Raw genomic sequence first — 24,493 nt, forward strand, 5'->3', positions numbered from 1 at the left:
CCGGGGCCGCGGTGTGCCCGGCCCCGGACGTGACGTGCCGACCGCATGTCTCGCGCCGGCCTCTCGCCGGGCTTCGCCCCACCGCCTCGCCACTCGTGCCGCCGCACCGCTCGTCCCGTCCCCTCGGTCGCCCCGCACTGCCGTCGCCTGGCCGGTCCCCCGGATCGATCCGCCCGGTCGGCGACCCTTCGGTGTGCCCCGGGCAGCCGCTCCACCCTCCGGCCCGGCGTCCACCCGATTCCGGCTCGCACCCTGCCGCGCCCGTGTCGCGATTGCGTCCCGGCGACAGCGTCGGCACGCTGAGTGACGATTCGTCAGCAAGGTGTGACGCGGTGATCGGTAGGTGATCCATGGCTCCGAGGCGGCCCCGAGGGCTGTACGTGATGTCCGCCTGCGCGGCGCTGGCGCTGGCGGCGGGAGGGACGCAGGTCCCCGTCGCGGCCGTTCCCGCGACGACCGCGGCAGGGCACCCCGCCGGCGGGCCGCACGCGCTGACCGCCGGCCGGGGCGCCGACGCGCCGTCGTCCGCGCGGTCCGCCGCGCATCCCGCCGACGCGCTCCCCTCGGTGACGGACGCCTTCACGGCCGGATCCCTCACCGGATGGCGGACCGTGAGCGGTGCCTGGCGGGCGACCGCCGGTGTCCTGCGCGGCAGCGGCGAACTGCGCCGCCCGCTGTGCGCCTGCTCGCCGGACGAAGAGCTGAACCGTGCGCGGGTCTCCCTCCGTTTCCGGGTCCCGGACACCGCCGCGGACCCCCTGGCCTCGGTGTCGGTCGCACTCGACGGAGCCGCCGACCACGACCGCCTGTGGCTGACCGCGCAGCCCTTCGGGGCGACGCCGCGGCTCCAGCTGGTCCGCTCCACCGCCACCGGTGAGACCCGCTACGCCGACACGCTCCGCGCCGCCGACCTGGCCCCCGGATCCTGGTACCGCCTCGAACTGGAGTGGCGCCACGGCATCGCCTTCGCCCGCATCCAGCCGGACGGCGCCGCCCGCCCCGCAGCCCCCGTCGCCGGCCACGTCGTCGGCGCCGCCGACTTCCACCCCGTCGCCGGGGGCCTGCGCACGCACGCCCTGCCCTCGGTCGACGCGGACGACTTCGCCGCGAGCCGGCTGAGCCGGGGCCCGCGCCACAGCGGTGCCGAGCGGGGGGTCTTCGCCCCGGTGGCCCGGCATCTGGTCTCCGTGCCCGCCTACGACCTGGCCCGGGTGCCCCGGCCGGTGATCGACGACAGGCCCGAGTGGATCGCCCTGTACGACCGGGCCTGGTCCCTCCTCCACACCGGTCACATCCGGAGGCCGGTCGACGGGTCGCCGCTGGTGCGCACCTACCTGGACGAGGCCTTCGGCCCGGACCTGCTCTTCCAGTGGGACACGATCTTCATGACCGTGTACGGGCGCTACCTCCAGCCCGGCTTCGACGTGATGGGGTCGCTGGACAACTGGTACGCCCTCCAGGAGCCGACCGGCGCCATCTGGCGCGTCTACCGCGAGTCCGACGGCACCCGCCACCCCTGGGCGGACGGCCCGCGCGGCGTCAACCCGCCGCTGTTCGCGTGGGCCGAGCTGAAGTCGTACCGGCTCACCGCCGACCTCGCCCGGGTGCGCCGCGTCCTGCCGGCCCTGCAGGCCTACGCCGACTGGGTCTCCGTCAGCCGCTGGTCGCAGGCCGCGCCGCACCAGCTGTACTGGAACGACGGCGAGGGCAACGGCATGGACAACCTGCCCACGCAGCCGGGCCCCGCCGGTGACGGCACGGGCACCGGGCAGGTCGACATGAGCAGCCAGATGGTGCTGATGTGGCGGAGCCTGGCCGAGTTGGAGACCGCCGCGGGCGACACCGGGCGCGCCGCCGACGACCGGGCCCTGGCCGACGCGACGGCCGAGCGCCTCAACCGCTGGTCGTGGAACTCCGCCGACGGGCGCTACTACGAGGTCTCCGCCACCGGCGCCCAGTACAAGGTCGACGGCATCGCGGGCTTCTGGACCCTGCCGGCCGGGGTGGCCACCGGCGACCGCGCCCGGCGCCTCGCCGACGCGCTGGCCGACCCGGGCGCCTACTGGACCGACATGATCTTCCCCGCCCTGGCGAAGGGCTCGCCGTCCTACGACCCGACCGGGCGGTACTGGCGGGGCGGTGTGTGGGCGCCGACGAACTACGCCGTCGTCGAGGGCCTCCAGGCCACCGGCCGCACCGGCCTCGCCCGCAGGGCCGCCGAGAAGTACCTCACGGGTCTGACCGAGGTGTACGGCACCACGGGCACGCTCTGGGAGGCGTACGCGCCCGAGAGACGATCGGGGGCCTGGCTCGCCGCCTCCCGCAGCGGCGGCACGCCGGTAGCGGCCCCCGGCGCGGCTCTCGACCCGGCGGGCGCCTACCTCTCGCCCGCCACCACCAAGCCGGGCGACGCGCCGAACGCGGCGGGCGGCACCGACGGCGTCGTCAAGCGGGACTTCGTCGGCTGGACCGGCCTCGGTCCCGTGGCCATGCTCATCGAGGACGTCATCGGCATCGAGGCGGACACCCCGCGCCGCACGATCACCTGGCACCTCACCCGCACCGACCGCCACGGCGTCGACCACCTGCCCCTCGGCAGCCTCGGCACGGTCTCCCTCGTGGCCGACGCGCGCTCCGACGTGTCCGCGCCCGTACGGGTGTGCGCGAGCAGTACCGCGCCGGAGGCCCTGACCGTCGTCGTCACCGACGCCACCGGGAACGCCCGCAGCGTGACCGTCGCCCCCGGCGCCGACCGGCAGTGCCGGACCCTCCACTGATCCGCGGCGCCGGGAGGCGGGCCCCGGGCCTCCCGGCGCGGTTCCGCGCACCGGGGAGCGGCCGGTTCCCAGTGGTGTGCGGCGCTGGGCCGGAACAGTTTTGAACGCGTTCAATTCATAGGCGTACGCTACTGTCATGAACGAGACGAGTGACAGACTCGCCCTGCTGAAGGGCATCCGCGCCTGGCTGGTGCTGTTCGTCGTGTGCCTGGTGCTCAGCGGCGCCACCGCCTTCCCCCTCGTCCACGAACTGCGCTGGACGCAGGAGGCGATGCGGGCCCTGTCCGTGCCCGAGCACCTGCCCGGGGCGGCGGACTGGATCGAGCGGGTCCGGCAGGGTGTCGACGCCACCGACGCCCGCTACCCCTTCGTCCTCTACGGCACCGACTGGCTCGCCTTCGCCCACCTCGTGATCGCGGTCGCCTTCTACGGCCCCTACCGCGACCCCGTCCGCAACATCTGGGTCGTCGAGTTCGGGATGATCGCCTGTGCCGGCGTCCTCCCGCTGGCGCTGATCTGCGGACCGATCCGCGGCATCCCCGTCTGGTGGTCGGTCGTCGACATGTCCTTCGGCGTGTTCGGAGTGATCCCGCTGTACGTCGTCCGCCGGAGGATCAAGAGGCTGGAGGCGCTCACCACGGCCGCCGCGCCGGTGCTCGCCACCTGAGGGCGATGCGGCGGGGCCCGGACGCGTACGACGTCCCGACGGCCCCCGGACGCTCCCGAGCGCGCGGCGCTCCCGCGCCGGGGCGACCTCACCCCGGCACGGGTGTCCGCCGGCACACCGCAGGGGGTCGACGCCGCACGCGGCGGCGCGGGGCCGGATCGCCGGCCGGGAGGGAGCCGGCAGGCGGGGAACCTCGTCAGCCGGCCCGCAGCCCGAGCAGGACGTCGACGCGGTTCGTGGTGATCGAGTCGACGCCGGCGTCCAGCAGACGGCGCATGGAGCGGCGGGTGTCCGGCGTCCACACCGACAGCAGGTGGCCGTCGCGGTGGACACGCTCGGCCAGGGCCCGGTCGACGAGCGGGAAGCGGTAGTTCAGCCAGCGCGGGCGCACGGCGTCGAGGAGTGCGGGGCGCGGCGGCGCCAGCGTCGTCCACGTCAGGGCGATCTCGGCGGCCGGATCGGCGGCGCGCACGGAGAGCATGGCCGCGGCGTCCGCGCAGTAGTGGACACGGTCCTGGGCCCCTGCCTCCCGCACGGCGTCCACCACCCGGCGGGCCGCCCGTACATCGGGGGCGCCCGGCAGGTCGAGCATGACCCGGCTGCCGTCGGTCACCGCCAGCGCCTCCGCCAGCGTCGGCACCCCGCCCCCGGTCAGGCGCCCCACTTCGGCCGCCGACAGACCGAGCAGCGGCCGGTCCCACTCCCACAACCGCTTCAGCGTCTCGTCGTGCAGCAGCACCGGCACGCCGTCCTCGGTGAGGCGTACGTCGATCTCGACCACGTCCGCGCCCAGGGCGAACGCGGAGCGCAGCGAGTCGAGCGTGTTCTCGCGGACGCGGTAGGGGTCGCCGCGATGGGCGACGGCGGTCACGTTCTGCATGAGGCCATTGTGGTGGGGCGCGGCCGGCCTGCGTCAGGGGGCGAGCCAGGCCGCCGTGTACGTGTCGATCTCGGCCACGATGCGGGCCTTGCCGGACGCGTCCAGGAAGGACGCCTCCACCGCGTTCTTCGCGAGGTCGGCGAGACCGCGTGCGTCGAGGCCGAGGAGACGGGCGGCCACGGCGTACTCGGTGTTGAGATCGGTGCCGAACATCGGCGGGTCGTCGGAGTTGATCGTGACCGTCACCCCGGCCTCCACGAACGTGCTGATCGGGTGCTCGTCCAGGGTGGCCACCGCGCGCGTGGCGATGTTGGAGGTCGGGCACACCTCCAGCGGGATGCGCCGCTCGGCGAGATGGGCGAGCAGCTGCGGGTCCTGCGCGGAGCTGGTGCCGTGCCCGATGCGCTCGGCCCGCAGATGGGTCAGCGCGTCCCACACGGTCTCCGGGCCGGTGGTCTCCCCGGCGTGCGGCACCGAGTGCAGCCCGGCCGCGATCGCCCGGTCGAAGTACGGTTTGAACTGCGGGCGCGGCACGCCGATCTCGGGTCCGCCGAGCCCGAAGGAGACCAGGCCCTCCGGCCGCAGCCGATCGTCGGTGGCCAGCCGCGCGGTCTCCTCGGCCGAGCCCAGGCCGGCCTCCCCGGGGATGTCGAAGCACCAGCGCAGCACCGTGCCGAACTCGGCCTCCGCCGCCTTGCGCGCGTCCTCGATCGCGTCCATGAAGGCCCGCTCGTCGATGCCGCGCCGCGTGGAGGAGTACGGCGTGATGGTCAGCTCCGCGTAGCGGACCTGCTGCCGGGCCAGATCGCGCGCCACCTCGAAGGTCAGCAGGCGCACGTCCTCCGGGGTGCGGATCAGGTCCACCACCGACAGGTACACCTCGATGAAGTGCGCGAAGTCCGTGAAGGTGAAGTAGTCGGCCAGCGCCTCGGGGTCGGTGGGGACCTTGGAGTCGGGGTGGCGTGCGGCGAGTTCGGAGACGATCCGCGGGGAGGCGGACCCGACGTGGTGGACGTGCAGTTCCGCCTTGGGCAGTCCGGCGACGAAGCCGTCGAGGGAACGGGCGCCGGGTGCGGCGGGGGCGGTGGATGCGACGACGCGGTCGGTGAAGCGGTCGGTCAAGGGGTCCTCCCCGGGACGGCGCCCCGGGCCCCGGTGGGGCGGGCGGGACGCGGGTGATCGGCTGATCGGTGACTCGGGATCATCGTAGGCCGGAGCAGTGACGGATCATCCCTGGCCTTAGCATGACGGAACGCACAGACTGAGGGGGTCCCGCGCATGTCCGACGACGCGCCGACGCCGGAGGTGCCGGAGAGCACCCCCGCGCAGCGGCCGACTCCGCCGTCCGGTGCCGCTCGCGACCCGTGGGCCCCGCCGGCGGCCGGAGAGCCGCAGGACGCGGCACCGCGGGTGTCCCTGGGCAAGCCGGACCCGTCCCCGCCGCCGCGGGACGCCGCAGCACCGGTGCCGCCCCAAGGGGCGGAGCGGCAGCCTGGACCGGGCCGGCCCGCGGAGGACGGGGGACCGGGGTTCACACTCGCCACGGGCGTCCCGGACCCCGTCCCGCCGTCCGTCCACGACCAGCAGACGGTCGCCTCCCTGCCGGGTGCCGGCGAGGGTGGGACCTTTGGTGCCGCCGGAACCGCCCAGCCGTGGGCGGGACCCGCCGGCCCGGCCGCCGACGCGGGCCGTGCGTTCGCCGCTCCGGGCACGACGGCACAGGCCGATGCGGGCAGCGCGGGCGCGGGCCATCCGTTCACGCCCCCCGGCCCCACGGCGCAGGCCGGCGCGATCAACCCCTTCGCACCGCCGGGACCGGCCGTGCCGGGGGCTCCCGGGGGTCCGTTCGCACCGCCCACCGCCATGGGCGGCACCTTCGCACCGCCCACCGGCATGGGCGGTGCCTTCGCACCGCCCGGCTCGCCGGGCGAGCCCGTGCCCCCGCCGCCGATCGCCCCGGACGGGCCCGGGCAGATGCCCTACGCCCATCCCGGCGTGCCCTACGGTCCCCCGCCTCCGGCCGGCTACGGGCCCGGCGCCCACGCCCCGCACGTGCCCGGTGTCCCGGCCGGCTACTACGGCTGGCCCGGCGTCCCCATGATGCCCAGCAACGGGATGGGCACCGCGGGGCTCGTGCTCGGCATCCTGTCGACCATCATCTTCTGCCTGTGGCCGCTGGCCATCGTCCTCGGGATCCTCGGGGTGATCTTCGGCGCGATCGGCCGCCGCAAGGCCGACCGGGGCGAGGCCACCAACGCCGGCCAGGCCCTGGCCGGCATCATCTGCGGCGCTGTGGGGATCGTCCTCGGCATCGGCCTGCTCGTGCTCACCCTCGTAGCACCCTGAACGGCGGCGCCCCGGTCGGCGGCGCCCCGGTCGGCGGCGCCCCGGCCGGCGGAGCGGCGGCCGCGGGAGGGCGCCGGGCCGATCCGGGCCCTGCCGAGCCGCGGTTCGGGGGGACCGAGCCGCGACCTCGGCGTCGAGTCCCGACCTGGGGGACCCGAACCGGCCGCGACCGGAGGGACCCGATCCGCGGCCCTGGGTGACCTGGGCCGCGATCCTGGATGACCTGAGCCGCGACCCGCGGGCTTCCGCCCTGCGGCATCCCGCTCTGTCGAGCGCTGCGCCCCGCGGGGCCCGTAGCCCGCGGCGCCGACCCGCGCCGCGATCTGCGGAACCACCATCGCGGAACACCTACCGCGGTGTCACGACCCGTGCCGTGGCGCCATGACCCGTGGTGTCGGCCCCGCACCCCGCCCGTTCCGCGGTCCGCCGCGTGCCGGACCCGCCTCAGGCGGCGGCGCGCAGCCGCCTGCGGGCCTCCATCAGGGCGAAGCCCAGCAGGTTCGGTCCGCGCCACCGCTCCGGATCCGCGGCGGCCTCGTCCGCCGCGGCGAGGCCGATGCCCCACACCCGGTCCACGGGGCTGGCCTCGACCAGGACCCGGTCGCCGGTGCTCACCAGGAACGCCCGCAGCTCCGGACGGGCTCCGAACTTGTGGACGCTGCCCTCGACGACGATCCGGAAGCGCTCCCGCTCCCACGTCCCCTCGTCGAAGCCGCGGACCAGGCGCCCCGCCTTCTTGGCCTCCGCGGGATGCCGTGCGTCCAGAACCTGCCGCTCGGCCTCCGGGTCCGCGAACAGCCTGGCCTTCTCCGCCATCATCCAGTGCTCCGCCGTCCGGTACGTCACCCCGGCCACCGTGAACGGCGACGGCCACCACTGGCTCAGACAGCTCGGCCCCACCCGGCCGTCGGGCCGTGGCCGGTGCCCCCAGAAGAAGAGGTACTTCACCGCCGACCCCGCGCGGACATGCCTGGTCAGGGACTCCAAGGAGTCGATCGTGCCCACTTCGTCCCCCGTGATCCTTTCCATGCACGCGAGTCTGACAGGCACCACGGACAGTGCGTCCTCCCTTTTCCGCCCCGACTCGACACCTGGTCGACAGATTCCGTCGCGTAACCAAAAGGCAACAACGGAATCCCTTGTTGGAGTCCCTTGGCTCTGTCAGGATCGGCACTCAAATCGAGCTGGAGCTACGCCACCCACCCCTCGAAGAGGCAGGGGTGACGGCGGAGGAGAGCCACATGCAGTTCCCCGCACAGGAACGTTTCGCGGACGGCGCGCAGTTCATCGCGGGCCGTCTCGCCCGGGGCAGTTCGGGCCGCACCCACGCGGTGGTGGACCCTGCCACCGGTGACGACGTCCATACGTACGCACTGGCCGGCACCGACGACGTCGACGCCGCCGTCGCCGCCGCCCGCGCGGCCTTTCCGGGCTGGGCGGGTGCCACGCCCGCCGAGCGCTCCGAGGCGCTGCACCGCTTCTCCGCGGTCCTCGCCGACCGTGCCGAGGACCTCGCCCGCGCGGAGTCCCTCCAGTGCGGCAAGCCGCTGAAGCTGAGCCGCGAGTTCGACGTGCCGGGCACCGTCGACAACACCGCATTCTTCGCGGGCGCCGCCCGCCATCTGCAGGGCCAGTCGGCCGGTGAGTACTCCGGCGACCACACCTCCTACGTCCGCCGCGAGGCGATCGGGGTCATCGGGTCCATCGCGCCCTGGAACTACCCCCTGCAGATGGCCGCCTGGAAGATCCTCCCGGCGATCGCCGCGGGCAACACCGTCGTGCTCAAGCCCGCCGAGCTCACCCCGCTGACCTCGCTGCTCTTCGCCGAGGCCGCCACCGCGGCGGGCATCCCGGACGGTGTGGTCAACATCGTCACCGGCACCGGCCGGGAGGCGGGCGAACACCTGGTCGGCCACCCCGACGTGGCCATGACCTCCTTCACCGGCTCCACGGCCGTCGGCCGGCGCGTCGCCGAGGTCGCCACCGCCACCGTCAAACGCCTCCACCTGGAACTCGGCGGCAAGGCGCCCTTCGTCGTCTTCGACGACGCCGACCTCGACGCGGCTGTCAACGGCGCGGTCGCGGGTGCGCTCATCAACACCGGGCAGGACTGCACGGCCGCCACGCGCGCGTACGTGCAGCGGGCCGTGTACGAGGAGTTCGTGGCCCGCACCGCCGCCCTCATGGAGACCGTCCGGCTCGGCGACCCCTTCGCCCCCACCACCGACCTCGGTCCGCTGATCTCGCACGTCCAGCGCGACCGGGTGGCCGCCTTCGTCGACCGGGCGCGCGGCTACGCGCGCGTCGTGACCGGCGGCGAGGCGCCCGGCGGGGATCTCGCCAAGGGCGCCTACTACCGTCCCACGCTCATCGCGGACGCACCGCAGGACAGCGAGATCGTGCAGTCCGAGATCTTCGGTCCCGTCCTCGTCGTCCTCCCCTTCGACACCGACGACGAGGGGATCCGGCTCGCCAACGACACCCCGTACGGGCTGGCCGCCTCGGCGTGGACCCGGGACGTGTACCGGGCGGGCCGCGCGACCCGCGACATCAAGGCCGGGTGCGTCTGGATCAACGACCACGTCCCGATCATCAGCGAGATGCCGCACGGCGGCTTCAAGCAGTCCGGCTTCGGCAAGGACATGTCAGCGTACTCGTTCGAGGAGTACACCCAGATCAAACACGTCATGTTCGACAATACGGCGGTGGTCAGGAAGGACTGGCACCGCACCATCTTCGGGGACCGATAGCCAAGACGAGGGCCGCCGACCACGGCCGAAACCTTCCCGAAAGGGCACCACGCGCATGGAGCAGTACGAGCCCGACCGCCTGAACCCGGTCCAGCGGGCCGCCGTCAGGCGCAGCCTCCGCAACGGCAGGGCATCCCTGACCCGTCGTTCGCTGCTGCGCGCCTCCGCGGGCGGCGCGCTCACCGTCGGCGGACTCGGGGCGCTGAGCGCCTGCGGGATCCCCGCGGCCGGAAAGACCGAGGGCGGCACGTCCGCGGAGGACCACTCGGCCAAGGAGAAGACCGTCCACTTCTCCAACTGGACCGAGTACATGGACGTCGACGACAGCGGCAAGCACCACCCGACGCTGGACGCGTTCACCGAGCGCACCGGTATCTCGGTGAAGTACACCGAGGACATCAACGACAACAACGAGTTCTTCGGCAAGATCAAGCCGCAGCTCGCCGCGGGCCAGGACACCGGCCGCGACCTGATGGTCCTCACCGACTGGCTGGCCGCGCGCCTGATCCGGCTGGGCTGGGTCCAGAAACTCGACCCGTCCAACCTGCCGCACGCCTACGCCAACCTCTCGTCGCAGTTCCGCACTCCCGACTGGGACCCGGGACGGGCGTACTCCTACCCCTGGCAGGGCATCGCGACCGTCATCGCCTTCAACCGGAAGGCCTTGGACGGCATCGAGGTCAGGTCGGTCTCCGACCTGCTCGACAACCCCAAGCTGAAGGGCCGCGTCGGCTTCCTCACCGAGATGCGCGACAGCATGGGCATGACCCTGCTGGACATGGGCAAGGACCCGGGGAGGTTCACCGACGACGACTACGACGCTGCCGTCGCCCGCCTGCAGAAGGGCGTGGACAAGGGTCAGATCCGCCGCTTCACCGGCAACGACTACACCTCCGACCTCACCAAGGGCGACCTCGCGGCCTGCCTCGCCTGGGCCGGTGACGTCGTCCAGCTGAAGGCGGACAGCCCCGACGTCGACTTCATCATCCCCGACAGCGGATACATGACGTCCAGCGACAACCTGGTCATCCCCAGCAAGGCGCGCCACAAGACGAACGCCGAGCGGCTGATCGACTACTACTACGAGCCGCAGGCCGCCGCGGAGCTCGCCGCGTACATCAACTACGTCTGCCCCGTCGACGGGGTGAAGGACGAGCTGGCGAAGATCGACGAGGACGCGGCGAGCAACCCGCTGATCCTTCCCGACAAGGCCATGCAGGCCAAGTCGCACGCCTTCCGCTCACTGAGCCAGAAGGAAGAGACGACGTACGAAGAGAAGTTCGCGAAGCTGACTGGGGCGTGACGACCATGAAGACCACAGACAACAGCGGCGACGTCCGCCTCTCCGGAATCAGCAAGACCTACGGCTCCTTCACCGCCGTGCACCCGCTCGACCTGACCGTGCCGCAGGGATCCTTCTTCGCCCTGCTCGGCGCCTCGGGCTGCGGGAAGACGACCACCCTGCGCATGATCGCGGGCCTGGAGGAGCCCAGCAGCGGCACCGTCCGGCTCGGCGACCAGGACGTGACCGCGCTGCCGCCGTACAAGCGGCCGGTGAACACGGTGTTCCAGTCCTACGCCCTCTTCCCACACCTCGACGTCTTCGAGAACGTCGCCTTCGGTCTGCGCCGGCGCGGCATCAAGAGTGTGAAGAAGCAGGTCGAGGACATGCTGGAGCTGGTCCAGCTCGGAGAGCAGGCCCGCAAGAAACCGCACCAGCTCTCCGGCGGCCAGCAGCAGCGCGTCGCGGTGGCCCGCGCCCTGATCAACCACCCCCAGGTGCTCCTCCTCGACGAGCCGCTCGGCGCCCTGGACCTGAAGCTCCGCCGCCAGATGCAGCTGGAGCTCAAGCGGATCCAGACCGAGGTCGGCATCACCTTCGTCCACGTCACACACGACCAGGAGGAGGCCATGACCATGGCCGACACGGTCGCCGTGATGAACGCGGGCCGGGTCGAGCAGCTGGGCGCGCCCACCGACCTGTACGAGAACCCGCAGACCACGTTCGTCGCGAACTTCCTCGGCACCTCCAACCTCATCGAGGCCGAGGTCGGCACCCGCAGCGGGGACGACATCGTCCTGGAGGCGGGCGGCGGCAAGCTGGTGCTGCCCGCGGCGCGCTGCTCCGCGCCGACGACGGCCGGCGGCCGCCTGCTGGTCGGCGTCCGGCCGGAGAAGATCTCCCTCACCCACGCCGACGACGCGGGCGAGATCCCCGAGGGCCGCAACCGCGTCACCGGCCGGATCGCCGACGCCAGCTTCATCGGCGTGTCCACCCAGTACGTCATCGACAGCCCGGTCTGTCCCGAGCTCGACGTCTACGTCCAGAACATCGAGCGCGACAGCCGCCTGGTGCCCGGCGCCGAGGTCGTCCTGCACTGGAACCCGGCGCACACCTTCGGCCTGGACGCGGCCCAGGACATCGACGCGGGGCTCGAGGAAGAGGCCGCCTGATGTCGACGCTCACCGAGGCGCCACCGCCTCCCTCCCCGACCGTCACCGACAAGAAGGCGCCCCGCAGGCGGGGCCGGTTCACGCCGTACTGGCTGCTGCTGCCCGGCATGCTGTGGCTGATCGTCTTCTTCGCCCTGCCGATGATCTACCAGGCCTCCACGTCCGTGCAGACGGGCTCCCTGGAGGAGGGCTACCGGGTCACCTGGCACTTCGCCACCTACTGGCACGCCCTGGCCGACTACTGGCCTCAGTTCCTGCGCTCGGTCGCCTACGCCGCCTCCGCCACGGTCCTGTGCCTGCTGCTCGGCTACCCGCTGGCCTATCTGATCGCCTTCCGCGCGGGCCGCTGGCGGAACCTGATCATGATCCTGGTGATCGCGCCGTTCTTCACCAGCTTCCTGATCCGCACCCTCGCCTGGAAGACGATCCTCGCCGACGGCGGCCCGGTCGTCGGCGCCCTCAACACGCTGCACGTCCTGGACGTCACCAGCTGGCTCGGCTGGACGGCCGGCGACCGCGTCCTGGCCACCCCGCTGGCCGTCGTGTGCGGTCTGACGTACAACTTCCTGCCCTTCATGATCCTTCCGCTGTACACCTCCCTGGAGCGGATCGACGGGCGGCTGCACGAGGCGGCCGGCGACCTCTACGCCAAGCCGTGGACGACCTTCCGCAAGGTCACCTTCCCGCTGTCGATGCCGGGCGTGGTCTCGGGCACCCTGCTGACCTTCATCCCGGCGGCCGGCGACTACGTCAACGCCGAACTCCTCGGCTCCACCGACACCCGCATGATCGGAAACGTGATCCAGACCCAGTTCCTGCGGATCCTGGACTACCCGACGGCCGCGGCGCTGTCCTTCATCCTCATGGCGGCGATCCTGCTCATGGTGACCGTCTACATCCGCAGGTCCGGGACGGAGGATCTGGTCTAAATGCCCTTCGTCAACTGGCTCAAGAGAAATCTCGTCGTCATCGCGGGACTGCTGACGCTGGCCTATCTGCTGCTGCCGAACGTCGTCGTGACGGTGTTCTCCTTCAACAAGCCGAACGGCCGCTTCAACTACCAGTGGCAGCAGTTCTCCACGGACGCCTGGACCGATCCGTGCGGCGTCGCCGACCTGTGCGGCTCGCTGGGGCTCAGCCTCCAGCTCGCGGTGTGGGCGACGCTCGGCGCGACGCTCCTCGGCACGATGATCGCCTTCGCGCTGGTCCGCTACCGCTTCCGGGCGCGCGGCGTGGTCAACTCGCTGATCTTCCTGCCGATGGCGATGCCCGAGGTCGTGATGGCGGCCAGCCTGCTGACCCTGTTCCTCAACATGGGTGCGCGGCTGGGCTTCTGGACGATCCTCATCGCCCACATCATGTTCTGCCTCAGCTTCGTCGTCACCGCGGTCAAGGCCCGCGTGATGTCGATGGACCCGCGTCTGGAACAGGCCGCCCAGGACCTCTACGCCGGCCCGGCGCAGACGTTCCTGCGCGTCACCCTGCCCATCGCGGCACCCGGAATCGCCGCGGGCGCGCTGCTCGCCTTCGCGCTCTCCTTCGACGATTTCATCATCACCAATTTCAACGCCGGTTCGACCGTCACGTTCCCCATGTTCGTGTGGGGTTCGGCCCAGCGCGGCACGCCGGTGCAGATCAACGTCATCGGTACGGCCATGTTCCTGGTCGCCGTACTGCTGGTGCTGGCCTCGATGGTCCTCGGCAACCGCCGCGGCCGACGGAAGGCCTAAGGCACCCCGGGGCGCCGCACGGCACGGGGCGCCCCGGCAAGAACCTCGTAGGGAGTTGAAATCATGGCCCCTGGTGCCATGAGCCGTGGCAGTGACTGGACGAAGTCCCTCTCCGACGCCCAACCGGTCCCGTACTGGCTGGACGACCCCGGCCGACCCCGCCCGGAACCCGCTCTCACCGCCGCCGAGACCTGCGACCTGCTCGTCGTCGGCGGTGGCTACAGCGGGCTGTGGACCGCGCTCCTGGCCAAGGAGCGCGACCCGCAGCGGGACGTCGTCCTGTTGGAGGGCCGTGAGGTGGGCTGGGCCGCCTCCGGCCGCAACGGGGGCTTCTGCGCCGCCTCCCTCACCCACGGCCTCCCCAACGGGCTCGCCCGGTGGCCGGACGAGATCCACACCCTGGAGGAGCTGGGCGCCCGCAACCTCGACGAGATCGAGAAGGCGGTCTCCCGCTACTCGCTCGACTGCGACTTCGAGCGCACCGGCGAGATCGACGTCGCGACCGAGGCGTACCAGGCGCGGGAACTGCGAGACTGGTACGACGAGATGGAGCGCAGGGGCCTCGCCGCAGGCGTGGAGTTCCTGGACGCGGAGGCCGTCCGGGAGCAGGTCGACTCGCCCACCTTCCAAGCGGGCCTGTTCGACCGCCGGGGCGTGGCCATGCTCCACCCCGCCAAGCTCGCCTGGGGCCTGAAGCGGGCCTGCCTCGCCCTCGGCGTCCGCGTCTACGAGCACACGCCCGCGCTGACGCTGAAGCCGTCCGGCGCCGGCGTGGCCGTCCGCACCCCGTACGGCCAGGTCCACGCCCGCGGGGCGGCCCTCGCGACGAACGTCTTCCCCAACCTGCTCCGGCGGGTGCGCGCCTACACGGTCCCCGTCTACGACTACGCGCTGATGACAGAGCCGCTCAGCGCCGGCCAGCTCGCGTCGATCGGCTGGAAGAACCGGCAGGGCCTGGGCGACAGCGCCAACCAGTTCCACTACTTCCGGCTCTCCGCCGACAACCGCATCCTCTGGGGCGGCTACGACGCGATCTACCCCTACGGCGGCCGGGTGCGCGCCGAGTACGACGACCGCCCGGAGACCTACGCCAAGCTCGCCGGCCACTTCTTCACCTGCTTCCCGCAGCTGGAGGGCGTCCGCTTCACGCATGCCTGGGGCGGCGCGATCGACACCTGCTCCCGCTTCTCCGCCTTCTTCGGCACCGCCCACCGGGGCAGGGTGGCGTACGCGGCCGGCTACACGGGCCTCGGCGTCGGCGCGACCCGCTTCGGCGCGGACGTGATGCTGGACCTGCTGGCGGGCCTGGCCACCGAACGCACCGCGCTGGAGATGGTCCGCAGGAAGCCGCTGCCGTTCCCGCCGGAGCCCTTCGCCTGGACCGGCATCGCCCTCACGAAGTGGTCGTTGGCCCGTGCGGATGCGCGCGACGGCCGGCGCAACCTGTGGCTGCGGACGATGGACAGGCTGGGGCTCGGATTCGACAGCTGACCTCGCGCCTCGGCGGGCCGTGTCCGGCCGGTGCCCCGGGGCCGCCGGGCGCCGGCCCCACCGGTCGGCCCTGGGTCTCGGCCCCACCGGTCGGCCCGGAGGCCGATCCGCGGCGTGCCCCGGCGGCCGAGGGGGCGCGAAGCGGCGGGGTCCGCGCCCCGTCGACACGCCTGTGACCCACCTCATCCGAAAGAAGCGCCGGAATCCGCGTAATGTCCGCGAGCGGCCCGCCTCTCTTCCGCTGACGCGCCTGCGTCCACGCAACGGAGAGAGAGGTCTTCTGATGGCTTCGGCAAAGACGGCGGTCGAATGGCTGGCATCCGTCGCACCGGATCCCGATGCCTGCCGCTGGGAGTGGGAGCGCAATCCTCACGGGGTCGCCCTGCTGCCCGCCGGCCGGGCCTGGGACGTGCTGATCCTTCCGGGCGAACTCGGCTACCCGACCCTCGACGTGCTCACGCGCATCCTCGATCACCCGGGTCCGGTCCTGGTCGACTTCGGTGACAACCGCATGGGTTTCTTCGTTCCGCCGGGCACGGCCGCCCGCTGGCTCGGTACCGGCATCCGCTCCGTCGGCGCCGGCACCTGGATCGTCGTGCCGCGTCCCGGCCGGCAGACCGGCGGGGTCCGCTGGCTCGTCCCGCCGGACGGCTCGGGCACCCTGACCGACCCGGCCCTGCTGGAACTGGCGATGCACGAGGCGGCGGCCGAACTGGCGCGGGAGCCGTCGAGGGGGCCGGCGGGGGAGGACGGCTGACCCCGCGGGCGAGGCGTCCCGGCGACCGGAGGCCTTGACATCGGAATTGGTCTGGACCAAGGTGGGGATCCGTCGGGCTCCACCCTTGCGAACTCCCCCATGACCGGAGGCAGTTGTGGACCGCTCCAGACCCTTGGCCGCCCTGCTCGCAGCCGCGGCCCTCGCCGTGCCCGGCCTCACCGCGCTCTCGTCGGCCGCCCGTGCGGCCGACGCGGACCTGCTCGTGAACGGCGGATTCGAGGCGGGCCTCGACGGCTGGACCTGCACGGCGGGCAGCGGCACGACGGTCGGCTCCCCCGTCCGCAGCGGGAGCGCGGCCCTCCAGGCCGTCCCGGCCGGCAGCGACAACGCCCGGTGCGCCCAGGAGGTGGCCGTCCAGCCGGACGCCGAGTACACCCTGACCGGTCATGTGCGCGGCTCCTACGTCTTCCTCGGCGCCGACGGCACCGGCACCACCGACGCGTCTGCGTGGACCCGGTCGGCCCCCGACTGGCAGCGACTGACGACGACCTTCCACACCGGCCCGTCCACCACGAAGATCACGGTCTACACGCACGGCTGGTACGGCACGGGCGCCTATCAGGCCGACGACATCTCCCTGACCGGTCCCGGAGCGGACACCGGCCTGCCGCCCGCCGCACCCACCGGACTCACCGCCGGCACGATCACCTCCACCGGCGTGGCCCTGTCCTGGGCGGCCGTGCCCGGCGCGACCTCGTACGCCGTCCACCGCGACGGCACCGAGGTCCTGACCGTCGGCGGGACCTCGGCCACGGTGACCGGCCTGACCCCGTCCACGGCGTACGGCTTCCAGGTCAGCGCACGCAACGACGAGGGGGAGTCGCCCCGGTCGGCGACGCTCACGGCCACCACGGCCTCCGGCTCCGGCGGCGGCACCGCGGACCTCCCGCCGCACGCCCTCGTCGGCTACCTCCACGCCGGCTTCGCCAACGGCTCCGGCTACACCCGGCTGGCCGACGTCCCCGACAGCTGGGACGTCATCGACCTGGCGTTCGGCGAGCCGACCTCGACCACCTCCGGGGACATCCGCTTCACCCGCTGCCCGGTCACCCGGTGCCCGAACGCCGAGAGCGACGCCGAGTTCAAGGCCGCCGTCAGGGCGAAGCAGGCGGCCGGCAAGAAGGTCCTGATCTCCATCGGCGGCCAGAACGGCCAGGTGCGGCTGACCACGGCGGCGGCCCGCGACGCCTTCGTCACCTCCGTCTCGAAGATCATCGACGAGTACGGTCTGGACGGCCTCGACATCGACTTCGAAGGCCACTCGCTGTCGCTGGACGCCGACGACACCGACTTCAGGAACCCGACCACCCCGGTGATCGTGAACCTGATCTCGGCGGTCAGGACCCTGAAGGCCCGGTACGGAGCGCACTTCGTCCTGACGACGGCGCCGGAGACGTTCTTCGTGCAACTCGGCCACCAGTACTACGGCACCGGCCGATGGGGCGGTCAGGACCCGCGCTGCGGCGCCTACCTCCCGGTCGTCCACGCCCTGCGCGACGACCTGACCCTGCTGCACGTCCAGGACTACAACTCCGGTCCCGTCATGGGCCTGGACGGCCAGTACCACTCCATGGGCGGTGCGGACTTCCACATCGCCATGACCGACATGCTGCTGACCGGCTTCACCGTGGCCGGGAACGCCGACCGCTTCTTCCCGCCGCTGCGCCCCGACCAGGTGGCCATCGGCATGCCGGCCTCCACCGACGCGGGCAACGGGTATGTCTCCCCGGCCGAGGTCACCCGGACCCTGGACTGCCTGACGAAGGGGACGGGCTGCGGGTCGTACGCCACCCACGGCACCTGGCCCGGTCTGCGCGGCCTGATGACCTGGTCGATCAACTGGGACCGGTACGGGAGCCGGGAGTTCCAGCGGACCTTCGACGGCTACTTCGGCTGAGCAGCGACCGCAGCAGCACGAGCAGGACGGTGCCCAGGCACCAGCTTGCGACGACATCCAGCGGCCAGTGGTATCCGCGGCGCACCAGACCGTAGGAGGCGCCCAGGACCAGGGCCGCAGCGGCGAGGACCAGGACCCACCGGGCGGCCGCCGACCGCAGCCGGGGCAGCAGGAGCAGCACCGCACCGCCGTAGGCGACGGCGGCGGTGGCGGTGTGTCCGGACGGGTAGTAGCCGGCCGCCGACGGCACGACGGGAGTGCCGGGGCGGTCGGTCCACTCCTTCAGGGGCACCACCAGTGCCGGCACCAGCGCCATGACCACGGCTGCGGCGGCGGCCGGCAGCCACCACCGGTCCACGCCCGCGGCGCGCCCGCGCAGAGCCGCCCGGACGGCGGCGACGGCCAGGACCGGGACCGCCACCTGGACGTTGCCCAGGTCCGCCAGCAGTTCGGAGAAGCGGTCGGGGTCGACCAGCAGACGGCTGAGCCGCGCGTCCAGCCGGAGCAGCGGGCCGTCGGCCAGGACCTGCCAGGTGATCAGCGCGAACACGAGGGCCGGAAGGCCGAGCAGCAGAGGCAGCCGCGAACGCGACGGGAAGGAGGTCGGCCGCCCCGGAACAGGGGGGGAGGTTCCGGGGAGGCCGTCCGGATCGGAACGTCGCGCGCCCCGGGGGGTCTGGGGCGGGCGACCGTCCGATCGGTGAGGAGATCCGGAACCGGAGGCTCCGGGTGTGTGCGCGAGGGCACGACCAGGTCGCAGCTCGGGAAGCCCCGGCCTGGGACCGCCCACGGTTCCCCGTGGGCGAGGGGTATCTCTCATCTGGGTAGAACCTACGGCAGGGGGTGCCGGCGCGACAGCTGGAAACGACTCCTGTCATCCACCTCGCACACCTTCTTCACACGCTCTGCCGCAGGTGCACCCGGCAGCCCGCCTCAGACGCCGGCGAACGCCTGCTCGATGATGTCGAGGCCCTCGGTGAGCAGGTCCTCGCCGATGACCAGCGGGGGCAGGAAGCGCAGCACGTTGCCGTAGGTGCCGCAGGTCAGAACGAGCAGGCCCTCCTGGTGGCAGGCCTTGGCGAGGGCGGCCGTCGCCTCCGGGTTCGGCTCCTTGGTGGCGCGGTCCTTGACCAGCTCGACGGCGATCATCGCGCCGCGCCCGCGGATGTCTCCGATGATGTCGAACTTCTCGGCCATGGCGGTGAGGCGGGCCTTCATGACCGACTCGATGTCCTTCGCCCGGGCGTTGAGATCGAGCTCCTTCATCGTCTCGATCGCGCCGAGCGCGCCCGCGCAGGCCACCGGGTTGCCGCCGTAGGTGCCGCCCAGGCCGCCCGCGTGCGCGGCGTCCATGATCTCGGCGCGGCCGGTGACGGCGGCGAGCGGCAGACCGCCCGCGATGCCCTTCGCCGTCGTGATCAGGTCGGGGACGATGCCCTCGTCCTCGCACGCGAACCACTGGCCGGTACGGCAGAAGCCGGACTGGATCTCGTCCGCGACGAAGACGATGCCGTGCGCGGAGGCGAACTCGCGGATCGCCGGCAGGAAGCCCTTGGCCGGCTCGATGAACCCGCCCTCGCCGAGCACCGGCTCGATGATGATCGCGGCCACGTTCTCCGGGCCGACCTGCTTGGTGATCTGGTCGACGGCCTGCGCGGCGGCCTCCGGTCCGGCGTTCTCGGCACCGGTCGGCCAGCGGTAGCCGTAGGCCACCGGCACCCGGTAGACCTCCGGGGCGAACGGGCCGAAGCCGTGCTTGTACGGCATGTTCTTCGCCGTCAGGGCCATGGTCAGGTTGGTGCGGCCGTGGTAGCCGTGGTCGAAGACCACGACCGCCTGGCGCTTGGTGTACGCGCGGGCGATCTTGACGGCGTTCTCGACGGCCTCGGCCCCGCTGTTGAACAGTGCCGACTTCTTGGCGTGGTCACCCGGCGTGAGCTCGGCCAGCGCCTCGGCGACGGCCACGTAGCCCTCGTACGGCGTGACCATGAAACAGGTGTGCGTGAAGTCCTGGAGCTGCGCGGTGGCACGGCGTACGACGGCCTCGGCCGACGCGCCCACGGAGGTGACCGCGATGCCGGAGCCGAAGTCGATCAGACGGTTGCCGTCGACGTCCTCGATGATGCCGCCGCCCGCACGCGTGGTGAACACGGGCAGCACCGAGCCCACGCCCTGCGCGACCGCGGCGGTACGGCGGGCCTGAAGCTCCTGCGACTTCGGGCCGGGGATGGCGGTGACGACGCGGCGCTCCTGCGGAAGTGCGGTCATGCGGGGCTCCTGGGGGTCTTGCGGACGCTTTCCTTCTTTTCTCGCAGGTTAGGACGGGCGACGAGGGGTGGGCATGCTCCATGTGGGCGTTGTCGGCGGCCCCCGTTGTCCTCCGTGGACATAGAGGGCGCAAAGGCGGCGCACACGGCGGACCGGCCCCTGGGGCCGGCCGCGGTCACCGCTTCCCGGACGTCCGGCCGCGTAAGCGGTGAACTCCCTTTGCCGGGGCGTTAGATTGGCTCGCTGATGGTGGACGGAACGGCTGGTCAGGGGGCAAGCGCGATGGACAGCGACGGTGCGCACGACGCACGGGGCACGCATGCGAACCCGGTGCCGCGTCCGGCGGGGCCACGCGAGGGCCTCGCCGTGCCGCCGATGCCCCCGGCTCCGCCAGGAGCCCCGCCCAGGCCGGACGGCTCGGCCTTCCTGGCCTGGCTGCGGGCGCCCAGGCCGCAGGCGGCCCCGGGAGTGTGGCGGTTCGGGCACCGGCCGCGGCCCGAGGAGGAGCCCGAGCGGCTCCCCGCCCGGCAGCTGATCAGCGGGGCCCTGATCGCCTTCCTCGTCGGCTGGCTGGTCTGGTCCCTGCTGTGGAACGGCTACCTCGGCGGCTGGTGGCTGCTCCCGCTGTACGCGATGATCCCGGACTCGTGGGCCCAGCCGCACAGCTTCGGCGCCGTCGTGGTGGTCTACGCGTACTACGTGCTGATCGCGCTCGCCATCATGGTCGGCGTGGGCCGCCTCGGCCGCTGGGGCGAGCTGTGGCGGCGCTACGGACCGCCCGCCTGGCGCCGCACCGAGCGGATCGACCGCCGCCCGCCCGCCCCCGACGAGGACCCGGCCGAATGGCCCCAGCTGCGCGCCGCCGGCGCCACCGACGCCGCCGAGCGGCTCGCCGCCGAGGCGCGGGCCGGCCTGATGCGGGACGTCGACCAGGCCCGGATCGCCCGCGCCTGGCAGGGCGTGCGCAACGGCCGGCACAGCCTCGCCGCCTTCACCGGCGCGGTGCTCAGCGAGGGCGCCGCCGCCTGCCTGCACCCCTCCGGCGCCCGCGACCTGCCCGCCCGGCAGGCCCGGCACGACCTCGTCACCGGTCAGGTCCGGCTCGGCACGACCGCCGACGACCCCCGCAACCCCTACGCCTATCGGGGCACCGGGCTCGCCCTCGGCCCCGAACTGCTCGGCACCTCACTGCTCGCCGTCGGCCCGGCCGGCTCCGGCAAGACGGGCAGCGTGGTCCGCCCGCTCGCCGAGTCCCTGTGCCTGCACGCGCTCGCCGGACGGGCCGCGGTCGTGGTGGTCGGCGCGGCCGGCGCCGGGCTCGGCCCGGCCGACGCCTATGACGTCGTCGTCCGCATCGGCCACCCGGACTCCGTCCACGACCTCGACCTGTACGGCGGGACCACCGACCCCGACGAGGCGGCGGCCGTGCTCGCCGAGGCGCTCGTCGGCGACCTCGCCGATCCCCACCCCGGCGGCGACAGCCGGCGGTCCACCACCGTGCTGGCGCAGCTCCTGGGGCCGTTCCGGGCCGTCCACGGACGCTTCCCGTCCGTGCCCGAGCTGCGCCGGCTGCTCGACGGCGCCCCCGGCCCGCTCGCCGCGCTGCGCAAGGCGCTCCAGGAGAGCGGGCAGGAGTCGCTGCTGCGTGAACTCGACGCGCGGGAACGGCAGATGGGACACCCCGGAGATGTCGGCGGGGTGCTCGCCGACCGGGTCGCGCTCCTGGACCGGCCCGCCTTCGCCGGGTTCTTCGACACCTCCCCGTCCGCGCGCCCGTTCTCGCTCCAGGCCCTCGACCACCCCGTGCGGGTCCGCATCGACCTGCCCGAGCGCGGGCACGCGGACGCCTCCCGGATGCTGGCCCGGCTGGTACTCGCCCAGTTCACGGTCGGCGTGGCGGTACGGGAGGACCGGTCGCTCTTCGCCTGCCTGGTCCTGGACGACGCGACCGGGGTCGCCACGCCGCAGGCCGTGCGCGGCATCCAGCGGCTGCGCTCCGTCAACGCCGGTGCCGTGCTGACGCTGCGCACCCTGGACGACGTACCGCGTCCGCTGCGCGGGCCGCTGCTCGGGGCGACCGGGTGCCGGGTCGCGCTGTCCGGCCTGACCCCGTGGGACGGGCAGGACTTCGCCGAGGTGTGGGGCAAGGAGTGGACCGAGGCCCGCGACGTCACCGACCGGCAGATCATCGCCGAGACGCCCGCCGGGAAGGCCGTGCACATGCTGCGCCGGGTGATCACCGGCAAGGCGCCGACCGCCCGTGCCGTCACCGTCCGGCAGGTCGAGCGGGAGCGCTGGTCCGCCTCCGAACTGGCGCACGCGGTGCCGCCGGGGCACGCCGTGCTGTCGCTCACCGACGTCAGGGGCGAGCACGCGCCTCCGCTGCTGGTGGACCTGCGCGGCTGACCCGGCGGCGGGCCGGTGCGGCGGGCCGGCCGGGCGCCGGGCCCGCGCCGCCCCGGAATCCGCCGGCGGCCCGCACAGGACCGTACGGTGAGGCAGAATCACCGTAGGCCGTTCATACGCGGCGGCCAAAAGATCACCGAGATCTCCTCGACCTGAAGGCCCCATGCCCCCCACCCTCGCCTCACTCGTCCACCACTCCGCGCTCAAGCTGACCGTGCGGGCCGGCGGGGACCGCCTGGACGTGCCCGTGCGGTGGGCACACGTGAGCGAACTCGCCGACCCCGTGCCCTACATGGAGGGCGGCGAGCTGCTGCTGATCACCGCGCTGAAACTGGACGCCGAGGACCCCGAGGCGATGCGGCGCTATGTGAAGCGGCTGGCCGGGGCCGGCGTCGTCGCGCTCGGGTTCGCCGTCGGCGTCAACTACGAGGAGATCCCCGACGCCCTCGTGCACGCCGCCCGCGAGGAGGGGCTGCCGCTACTGGAGGTGCCGCGCCGCACCCCCTTCCTCGCCATCAGCAAGGCGGTGTCCGCGGCCATCGCCGCCGACCAGTACCGGTCGGTCACCGCCGGATTCGCCGCACAGCGCGAACTGACCAAGCAGGCCCTCAACGCCGGCCCCGAGGGCCTGCTCGGCGCGCTCGCCGGGCAGGTCGACGGTTGGGCGGCCCTGTACGACGCCTCCGGCGCCGTCGTCGCCACGGCACCCGAGTGGGCCGGACGGCGGGCCGCACGGCTCACCGCGGAGGTGGAGCGGCTGCGTGACCGCCCCGCACCGGCCTCCTCCGTCGTCGGCGGACCCGGCCACGAGGACCGCGTCGAACTGCACTCCCTCGGCACCGGCCGCCGTCCGCGTGCCGCGCTCGCCGTCGGCACGGCCACCGCGCTGGGCACCGCCGAGCGGTACGCCCTGCACTCAGCCATCGCCCTGCTCACCCTCACCACGGAGCGTTCCCGCTCCCTGCGCGCCGCCGAGCAGCGACTCGGTGCCGCCGTGCTGCGGATGCTGCTGGCCGGTGAACCCGACCACGCGCGCGCGGTCGCCGGGGACCTGTACGGAGCGCTGCTGGACGCGCCCTTCCGCGTGGTCGTCGCCGAGTCGGCGTCCTCCTCCGCCGTCCGGGTGCACGCCGACGCGCACGCGCGCGTGACCGGGGCGAAGCCGTCCCCCGCCGCCGCACCGGCCGCCGCCGGTGCGGGCGGCGACCCCTTGGGCGGACTCGCCGAGGCCGTGGAGTCCGCCGCCGCCCGGGCCGGGGAGGCCGTCCTGGTCGTACCGGACAGCGGACGGCTCGTGGTGGTCGCCGCCGACGGGGGCGCCGCCGTCGGAGCCTGCACCGAGTACGCGGCGGCCCTGGAGGCGGCGCGCGCCGTGGAGGGCGCCGTGGAGGGCGCCGAGCAGCCCGTGGAGGACGACGAACTCGTCGTCGGCCTGTCCGCGCCCGCCGGCCCGATCGCCGCCGCGACCGCGTACAAGCAGGCCGAGCAGGCGCTGTCGGTGGCGCGGCGACGGGGCCGGGTGTGCGTGGAGCACGAGCAGCTGGCGGCGGGGTCGGTGCTGCCGCTGCTCGCCGACGACGCGGTCAGGGCCTTCGCGGACGGGCTGCTGCGCAACCTCCACGAGCACGACGCGACCGGGCGGGGGGACCTGGTGGCGTCCCTGCGGGCGTGGCTCTCGCGGCACGGCCAGTGGGACGCCGCCGCCGCCGACCTGGGGGTCCACCGCCACACCCTGCGCTACCGGATGCGGCGCGTGGAGGAGATCCTCGGCCGTTCCCTGGACGACCCGGATGTGCGGATGGAGCTGTGGCTGGCGCTGAAGGCGACGGCCACGGATTGACGCCCCTCTCCTGCCGTCCTCTCCGGCCCACGGACCTGCTGGGATTCCGGTCCGTGCAGCTGTGCGGCACCCCCCTCGGGTTCCTGACCGCGCGGGCCACTGCCGACCGGTGAGGACCGGTCCTGCACGGCTTCCACCGGCCCGACTTCCCGTCCGTCCGGCGGCAGGTCCGACAACTCGGTTGCCGGACGGAGCGACGTGAGGACCGG

Annotated in this window: 18 protein-coding genes; 13 read left to right on the forward strand and 5 right to left on the reverse strand. The window is 73.2% G+C overall.

Annotation, left to right across the window (positions count from 1 at the left end; all coding sequences use genetic code 11):
- Positions 1 to 350: 350 nt before the first annotated feature.
- A complete protein-coding gene (locus tag JS756_RS27775; RefSeq protein ID WP_205385975.1) occupies positions 351 to 2,777 on the forward strand; it encodes an MGH1-like glycoside hydrolase domain-containing protein in 2,427 nt (808 codons plus the stop codon).
- Between the two features lie 136 nt (positions 2,778 to 2,913).
- Positions 2,914 to 3,444 (forward strand): hypothetical protein, encoded by a 531-nt coding sequence (locus tag JS756_RS27780; protein WP_205385976.1) that lies wholly within the window; start codon positions 2,914 to 2,916, stop codon positions 3,442 to 3,444.
- A gap of 196 nt (positions 3,445 to 3,640) precedes the next feature.
- Here the strand turns inward: JS756_RS27780 and JS756_RS27785 are convergent, their stop codons facing one another.
- Together JS756_RS27785 and JS756_RS27790 are read right to left on the reverse strand one after the other, a co-directional pair.
- Positions 3,641 to 4,324, reverse strand: coding sequence for a glycerophosphodiester phosphodiesterase (locus tag JS756_RS27785; protein ID WP_205385977.1), 684 nt, complete (start codon positions 4,322 to 4,324; stop codon positions 3,641 to 3,643).
- A 33-nt stretch (positions 4,325 to 4,357) separates the two neighbouring features.
- Entirely contained in the window at positions 4,358 to 5,512 is a 1,155-nt protein-coding gene (locus tag JS756_RS27790; protein WP_205386034.1) for an adenosine deaminase, read from the reverse strand.
- Between the two features lie 90 nt (positions 5,513 to 5,602).
- Here JS756_RS27790 and JS756_RS37620 point away from each other — a divergent pair, with 90 nt between their 5' ends.
- Positions 5,603 to 6,670, forward strand: coding sequence for a DUF4190 domain-containing protein (locus tag JS756_RS37620; protein ID WP_275892739.1), 1,068 nt, complete (start codon positions 5,603 to 5,605; stop codon positions 6,668 to 6,670).
- A 444-nt stretch (positions 6,671 to 7,114) separates the two neighbouring features.
- Here the strand turns inward: JS756_RS37620 and ybiA are convergent, their stop codons facing one another.
- The gene (gene ybiA, locus JS756_RS27800; protein ID WP_205385978.1) at positions 7,115 to 7,699 is read right to left on the reverse strand and encodes a riboflavin biosynthesis intermediates N-glycosidase; all 585 of its coding nucleotides are present in this window, start codon (positions 7,697 to 7,699) and stop codon (positions 7,115 to 7,117) included.
- A gap of 212 nt (positions 7,700 to 7,911) precedes the next feature.
- Between ybiA and JS756_RS27805 the strand changes: the two genes are divergently transcribed.
- The 8 genes from JS756_RS27805 to JS756_RS27840 all read left to right on the forward strand — a co-directional run bounded on the left by JS756_RS27805 (position 7,912) and on the right by JS756_RS27840 (position 17,770).
- On the forward strand, positions 7,912 to 9,420 hold the full coding sequence (locus JS756_RS27805) for a gamma-aminobutyraldehyde dehydrogenase (protein WP_205385979.1): 1,509 nt from the start codon (positions 7,912 to 7,914) through the stop codon (positions 9,418 to 9,420).
- Between the two features lie 55 nt (positions 9,421 to 9,475).
- Positions 9,476 to 10,723: a polyamine ABC transporter substrate-binding protein gene (locus tag JS756_RS27810; protein ID WP_205385980.1), complete on the forward strand. Its 1,248-nt coding sequence runs from the start codon at positions 9,476 to 9,478 to the stop codon at positions 10,721 to 10,723.
- The gene (locus JS756_RS27815) at positions 10,720 to 11,874 is read left to right on the forward strand and encodes an ABC transporter ATP-binding protein (protein WP_205385981.1); all 1,155 of its coding nucleotides are present in this window, start codon (positions 10,720 to 10,722) and stop codon (positions 11,872 to 11,874) included. The genes JS756_RS27810 and JS756_RS27815 overlap by 4 nt, the downstream gene beginning before the upstream one ends.
- A complete protein-coding gene (locus JS756_RS27820) occupies positions 11,874 to 12,803 on the forward strand; it encodes an ABC transporter permease (RefSeq protein WP_205385982.1) in 930 nt (309 codons plus the stop codon). The genes JS756_RS27815 and JS756_RS27820 overlap by 1 nt, the downstream gene beginning before the upstream one ends.
- Entirely contained in the window at positions 12,804 to 13,604 is an 801-nt protein-coding gene (locus tag JS756_RS27825; protein WP_205385983.1) for an ABC transporter permease, read from the forward strand.
- Between the two features lie 63 nt (positions 13,605 to 13,667).
- A complete protein-coding gene (locus JS756_RS27830) occupies positions 13,668 to 15,095 on the forward strand; it encodes an NAD(P)/FAD-dependent oxidoreductase (protein ID WP_205385984.1) in 1,428 nt (475 codons plus the stop codon).
- A gap of 283 nt (positions 15,096 to 15,378) precedes the next feature.
- On the forward strand, positions 15,379 to 15,852 hold the full coding sequence (locus JS756_RS27835; RefSeq protein ID WP_205385985.1) for a hypothetical protein: 474 nt from the start codon (positions 15,379 to 15,381) through the stop codon (positions 15,850 to 15,852).
- 115 nt (positions 15,853 to 15,967) lie between these two features.
- Positions 15,968 to 17,770: a chitinase gene (locus JS756_RS27840; protein WP_205385986.1), complete on the forward strand. Its 1,803-nt coding sequence runs from the start codon at positions 15,968 to 15,970 to the stop codon at positions 17,768 to 17,770.
- Here the strand turns inward: JS756_RS27840 and JS756_RS27845 are convergent.
- A complete protein-coding gene (locus tag JS756_RS27845) occupies positions 17,709 to 18,320 on the reverse strand; it encodes a phosphatase PAP2 family protein (RefSeq protein WP_438817349.1) in 612 nt (203 codons plus the stop codon). The genes JS756_RS27840 and JS756_RS27845 overlap by 62 nt on opposite strands.
- 383 nt (positions 18,321 to 18,703) lie before the next feature.
- A complete protein-coding gene (gene gabT / locus JS756_RS27850) occupies positions 18,704 to 20,038 on the reverse strand; it encodes a 4-aminobutyrate--2-oxoglutarate transaminase (protein WP_205385988.1) in 1,335 nt (444 codons plus the stop codon).
- Between the two features lie 282 nt (positions 20,039 to 20,320).
- On the opposite strand from gabT, the gene JS756_RS27855 reads away from it, so the two are divergent.
- Together JS756_RS27855 and JS756_RS27860 are read left to right on the forward strand one after the other, a co-directional pair.
- Entirely contained in the window at positions 20,321 to 22,444 is a 2,124-nt protein-coding gene (locus tag JS756_RS27855; protein ID WP_205385989.1) for an ATP-binding protein, read from the forward strand.
- 163 nt (positions 22,445 to 22,607) lie between these two features.
- Positions 22,608 to 24,284, forward strand: a complete 1,677-nt coding sequence (locus tag JS756_RS27860) for a PucR family transcriptional regulator (protein ID WP_205385990.1) — start codon at positions 22,608 to 22,610, stop codon at positions 24,282 to 24,284.
- The last annotated feature ends 209 nt before the right edge of the window (positions 24,285 to 24,493 follow it).

This window comes from Streptomyces actuosus (genome assembly GCF_016921115.1).
GTDB classification, from domain to species: domain Bacteria; phylum Actinomycetota; class Actinomycetes; order Streptomycetales; family Streptomycetaceae; genus Streptomyces; species Streptomyces actuosus_A.

Coding starts and splice junctions, on each gene's coding strand:
- JS756_RS27775 (WP_205385975.1), top strand. CDS start 351: ATGGCTCCGAGGCGGCCCCGAGGGCTGTACGTGATGTCCGCCTGCGCG.
- JS756_RS27780 (WP_205385976.1), top strand. CDS start 2,914: ATGAACGAGACGAGTGACAGACTCGCCCTGCTGAAGGGCATCCGCGCC.
- JS756_RS27785 (WP_205385977.1), bottom strand. CDS start 4,324: ATGCAGAACGTGACCGCCGTCGCCCATCGCGGCGACCCCTACCGCGTC.
- JS756_RS37620 (WP_275892739.1), top strand. CDS start 5,603: ATGTCCGACGACGCGCCGACGCCGGAGGTGCCGGAGAGCACCCCCGCG.
- ybiA (WP_205385978.1), bottom strand. CDS start 7,699: ATGGAAAGGATCACGGGGGACGAAGTGGGCACGATCGACTCCTTGGAG.
- JS756_RS27805 (WP_205385979.1), top strand. CDS start 7,912: ATGCAGTTCCCCGCACAGGAACGTTTCGCGGACGGCGCGCAGTTCATC.
- JS756_RS27810 (WP_205385980.1), top strand. CDS start 9,476: ATGGAGCAGTACGAGCCCGACCGCCTGAACCCGGTCCAGCGGGCCGCC.
- JS756_RS27820 (WP_205385982.1), top strand. CDS start 11,874: ATGTCGACGCTCACCGAGGCGCCACCGCCTCCCTCCCCGACCGTCACC.
- JS756_RS27825 (WP_205385983.1), top strand. CDS start 12,804: ATGCCCTTCGTCAACTGGCTCAAGAGAAATCTCGTCGTCATCGCGGGA.
- JS756_RS27830 (WP_205385984.1), top strand. CDS start 13,668: ATGGCCCCTGGTGCCATGAGCCGTGGCAGTGACTGGACGAAGTCCCTC.
- JS756_RS27835 (WP_205385985.1), top strand. CDS start 15,379: ATGGCTTCGGCAAAGACGGCGGTCGAATGGCTGGCATCCGTCGCACCG.
- gabT (WP_205385988.1), bottom strand. CDS start 20,038: ATGACCGCACTTCCGCAGGAGCGCCGCGTCGTCACCGCCATCCCCGGC.
- JS756_RS27855 (WP_205385989.1), top strand. CDS start 20,321: ATGGACAGCGACGGTGCGCACGACGCACGGGGCACGCATGCGAACCCG.
- JS756_RS27860 (WP_205385990.1), top strand. CDS start 22,608: ATGCCCCCCACCCTCGCCTCACTCGTCCACCACTCCGCGCTCAAGCTG.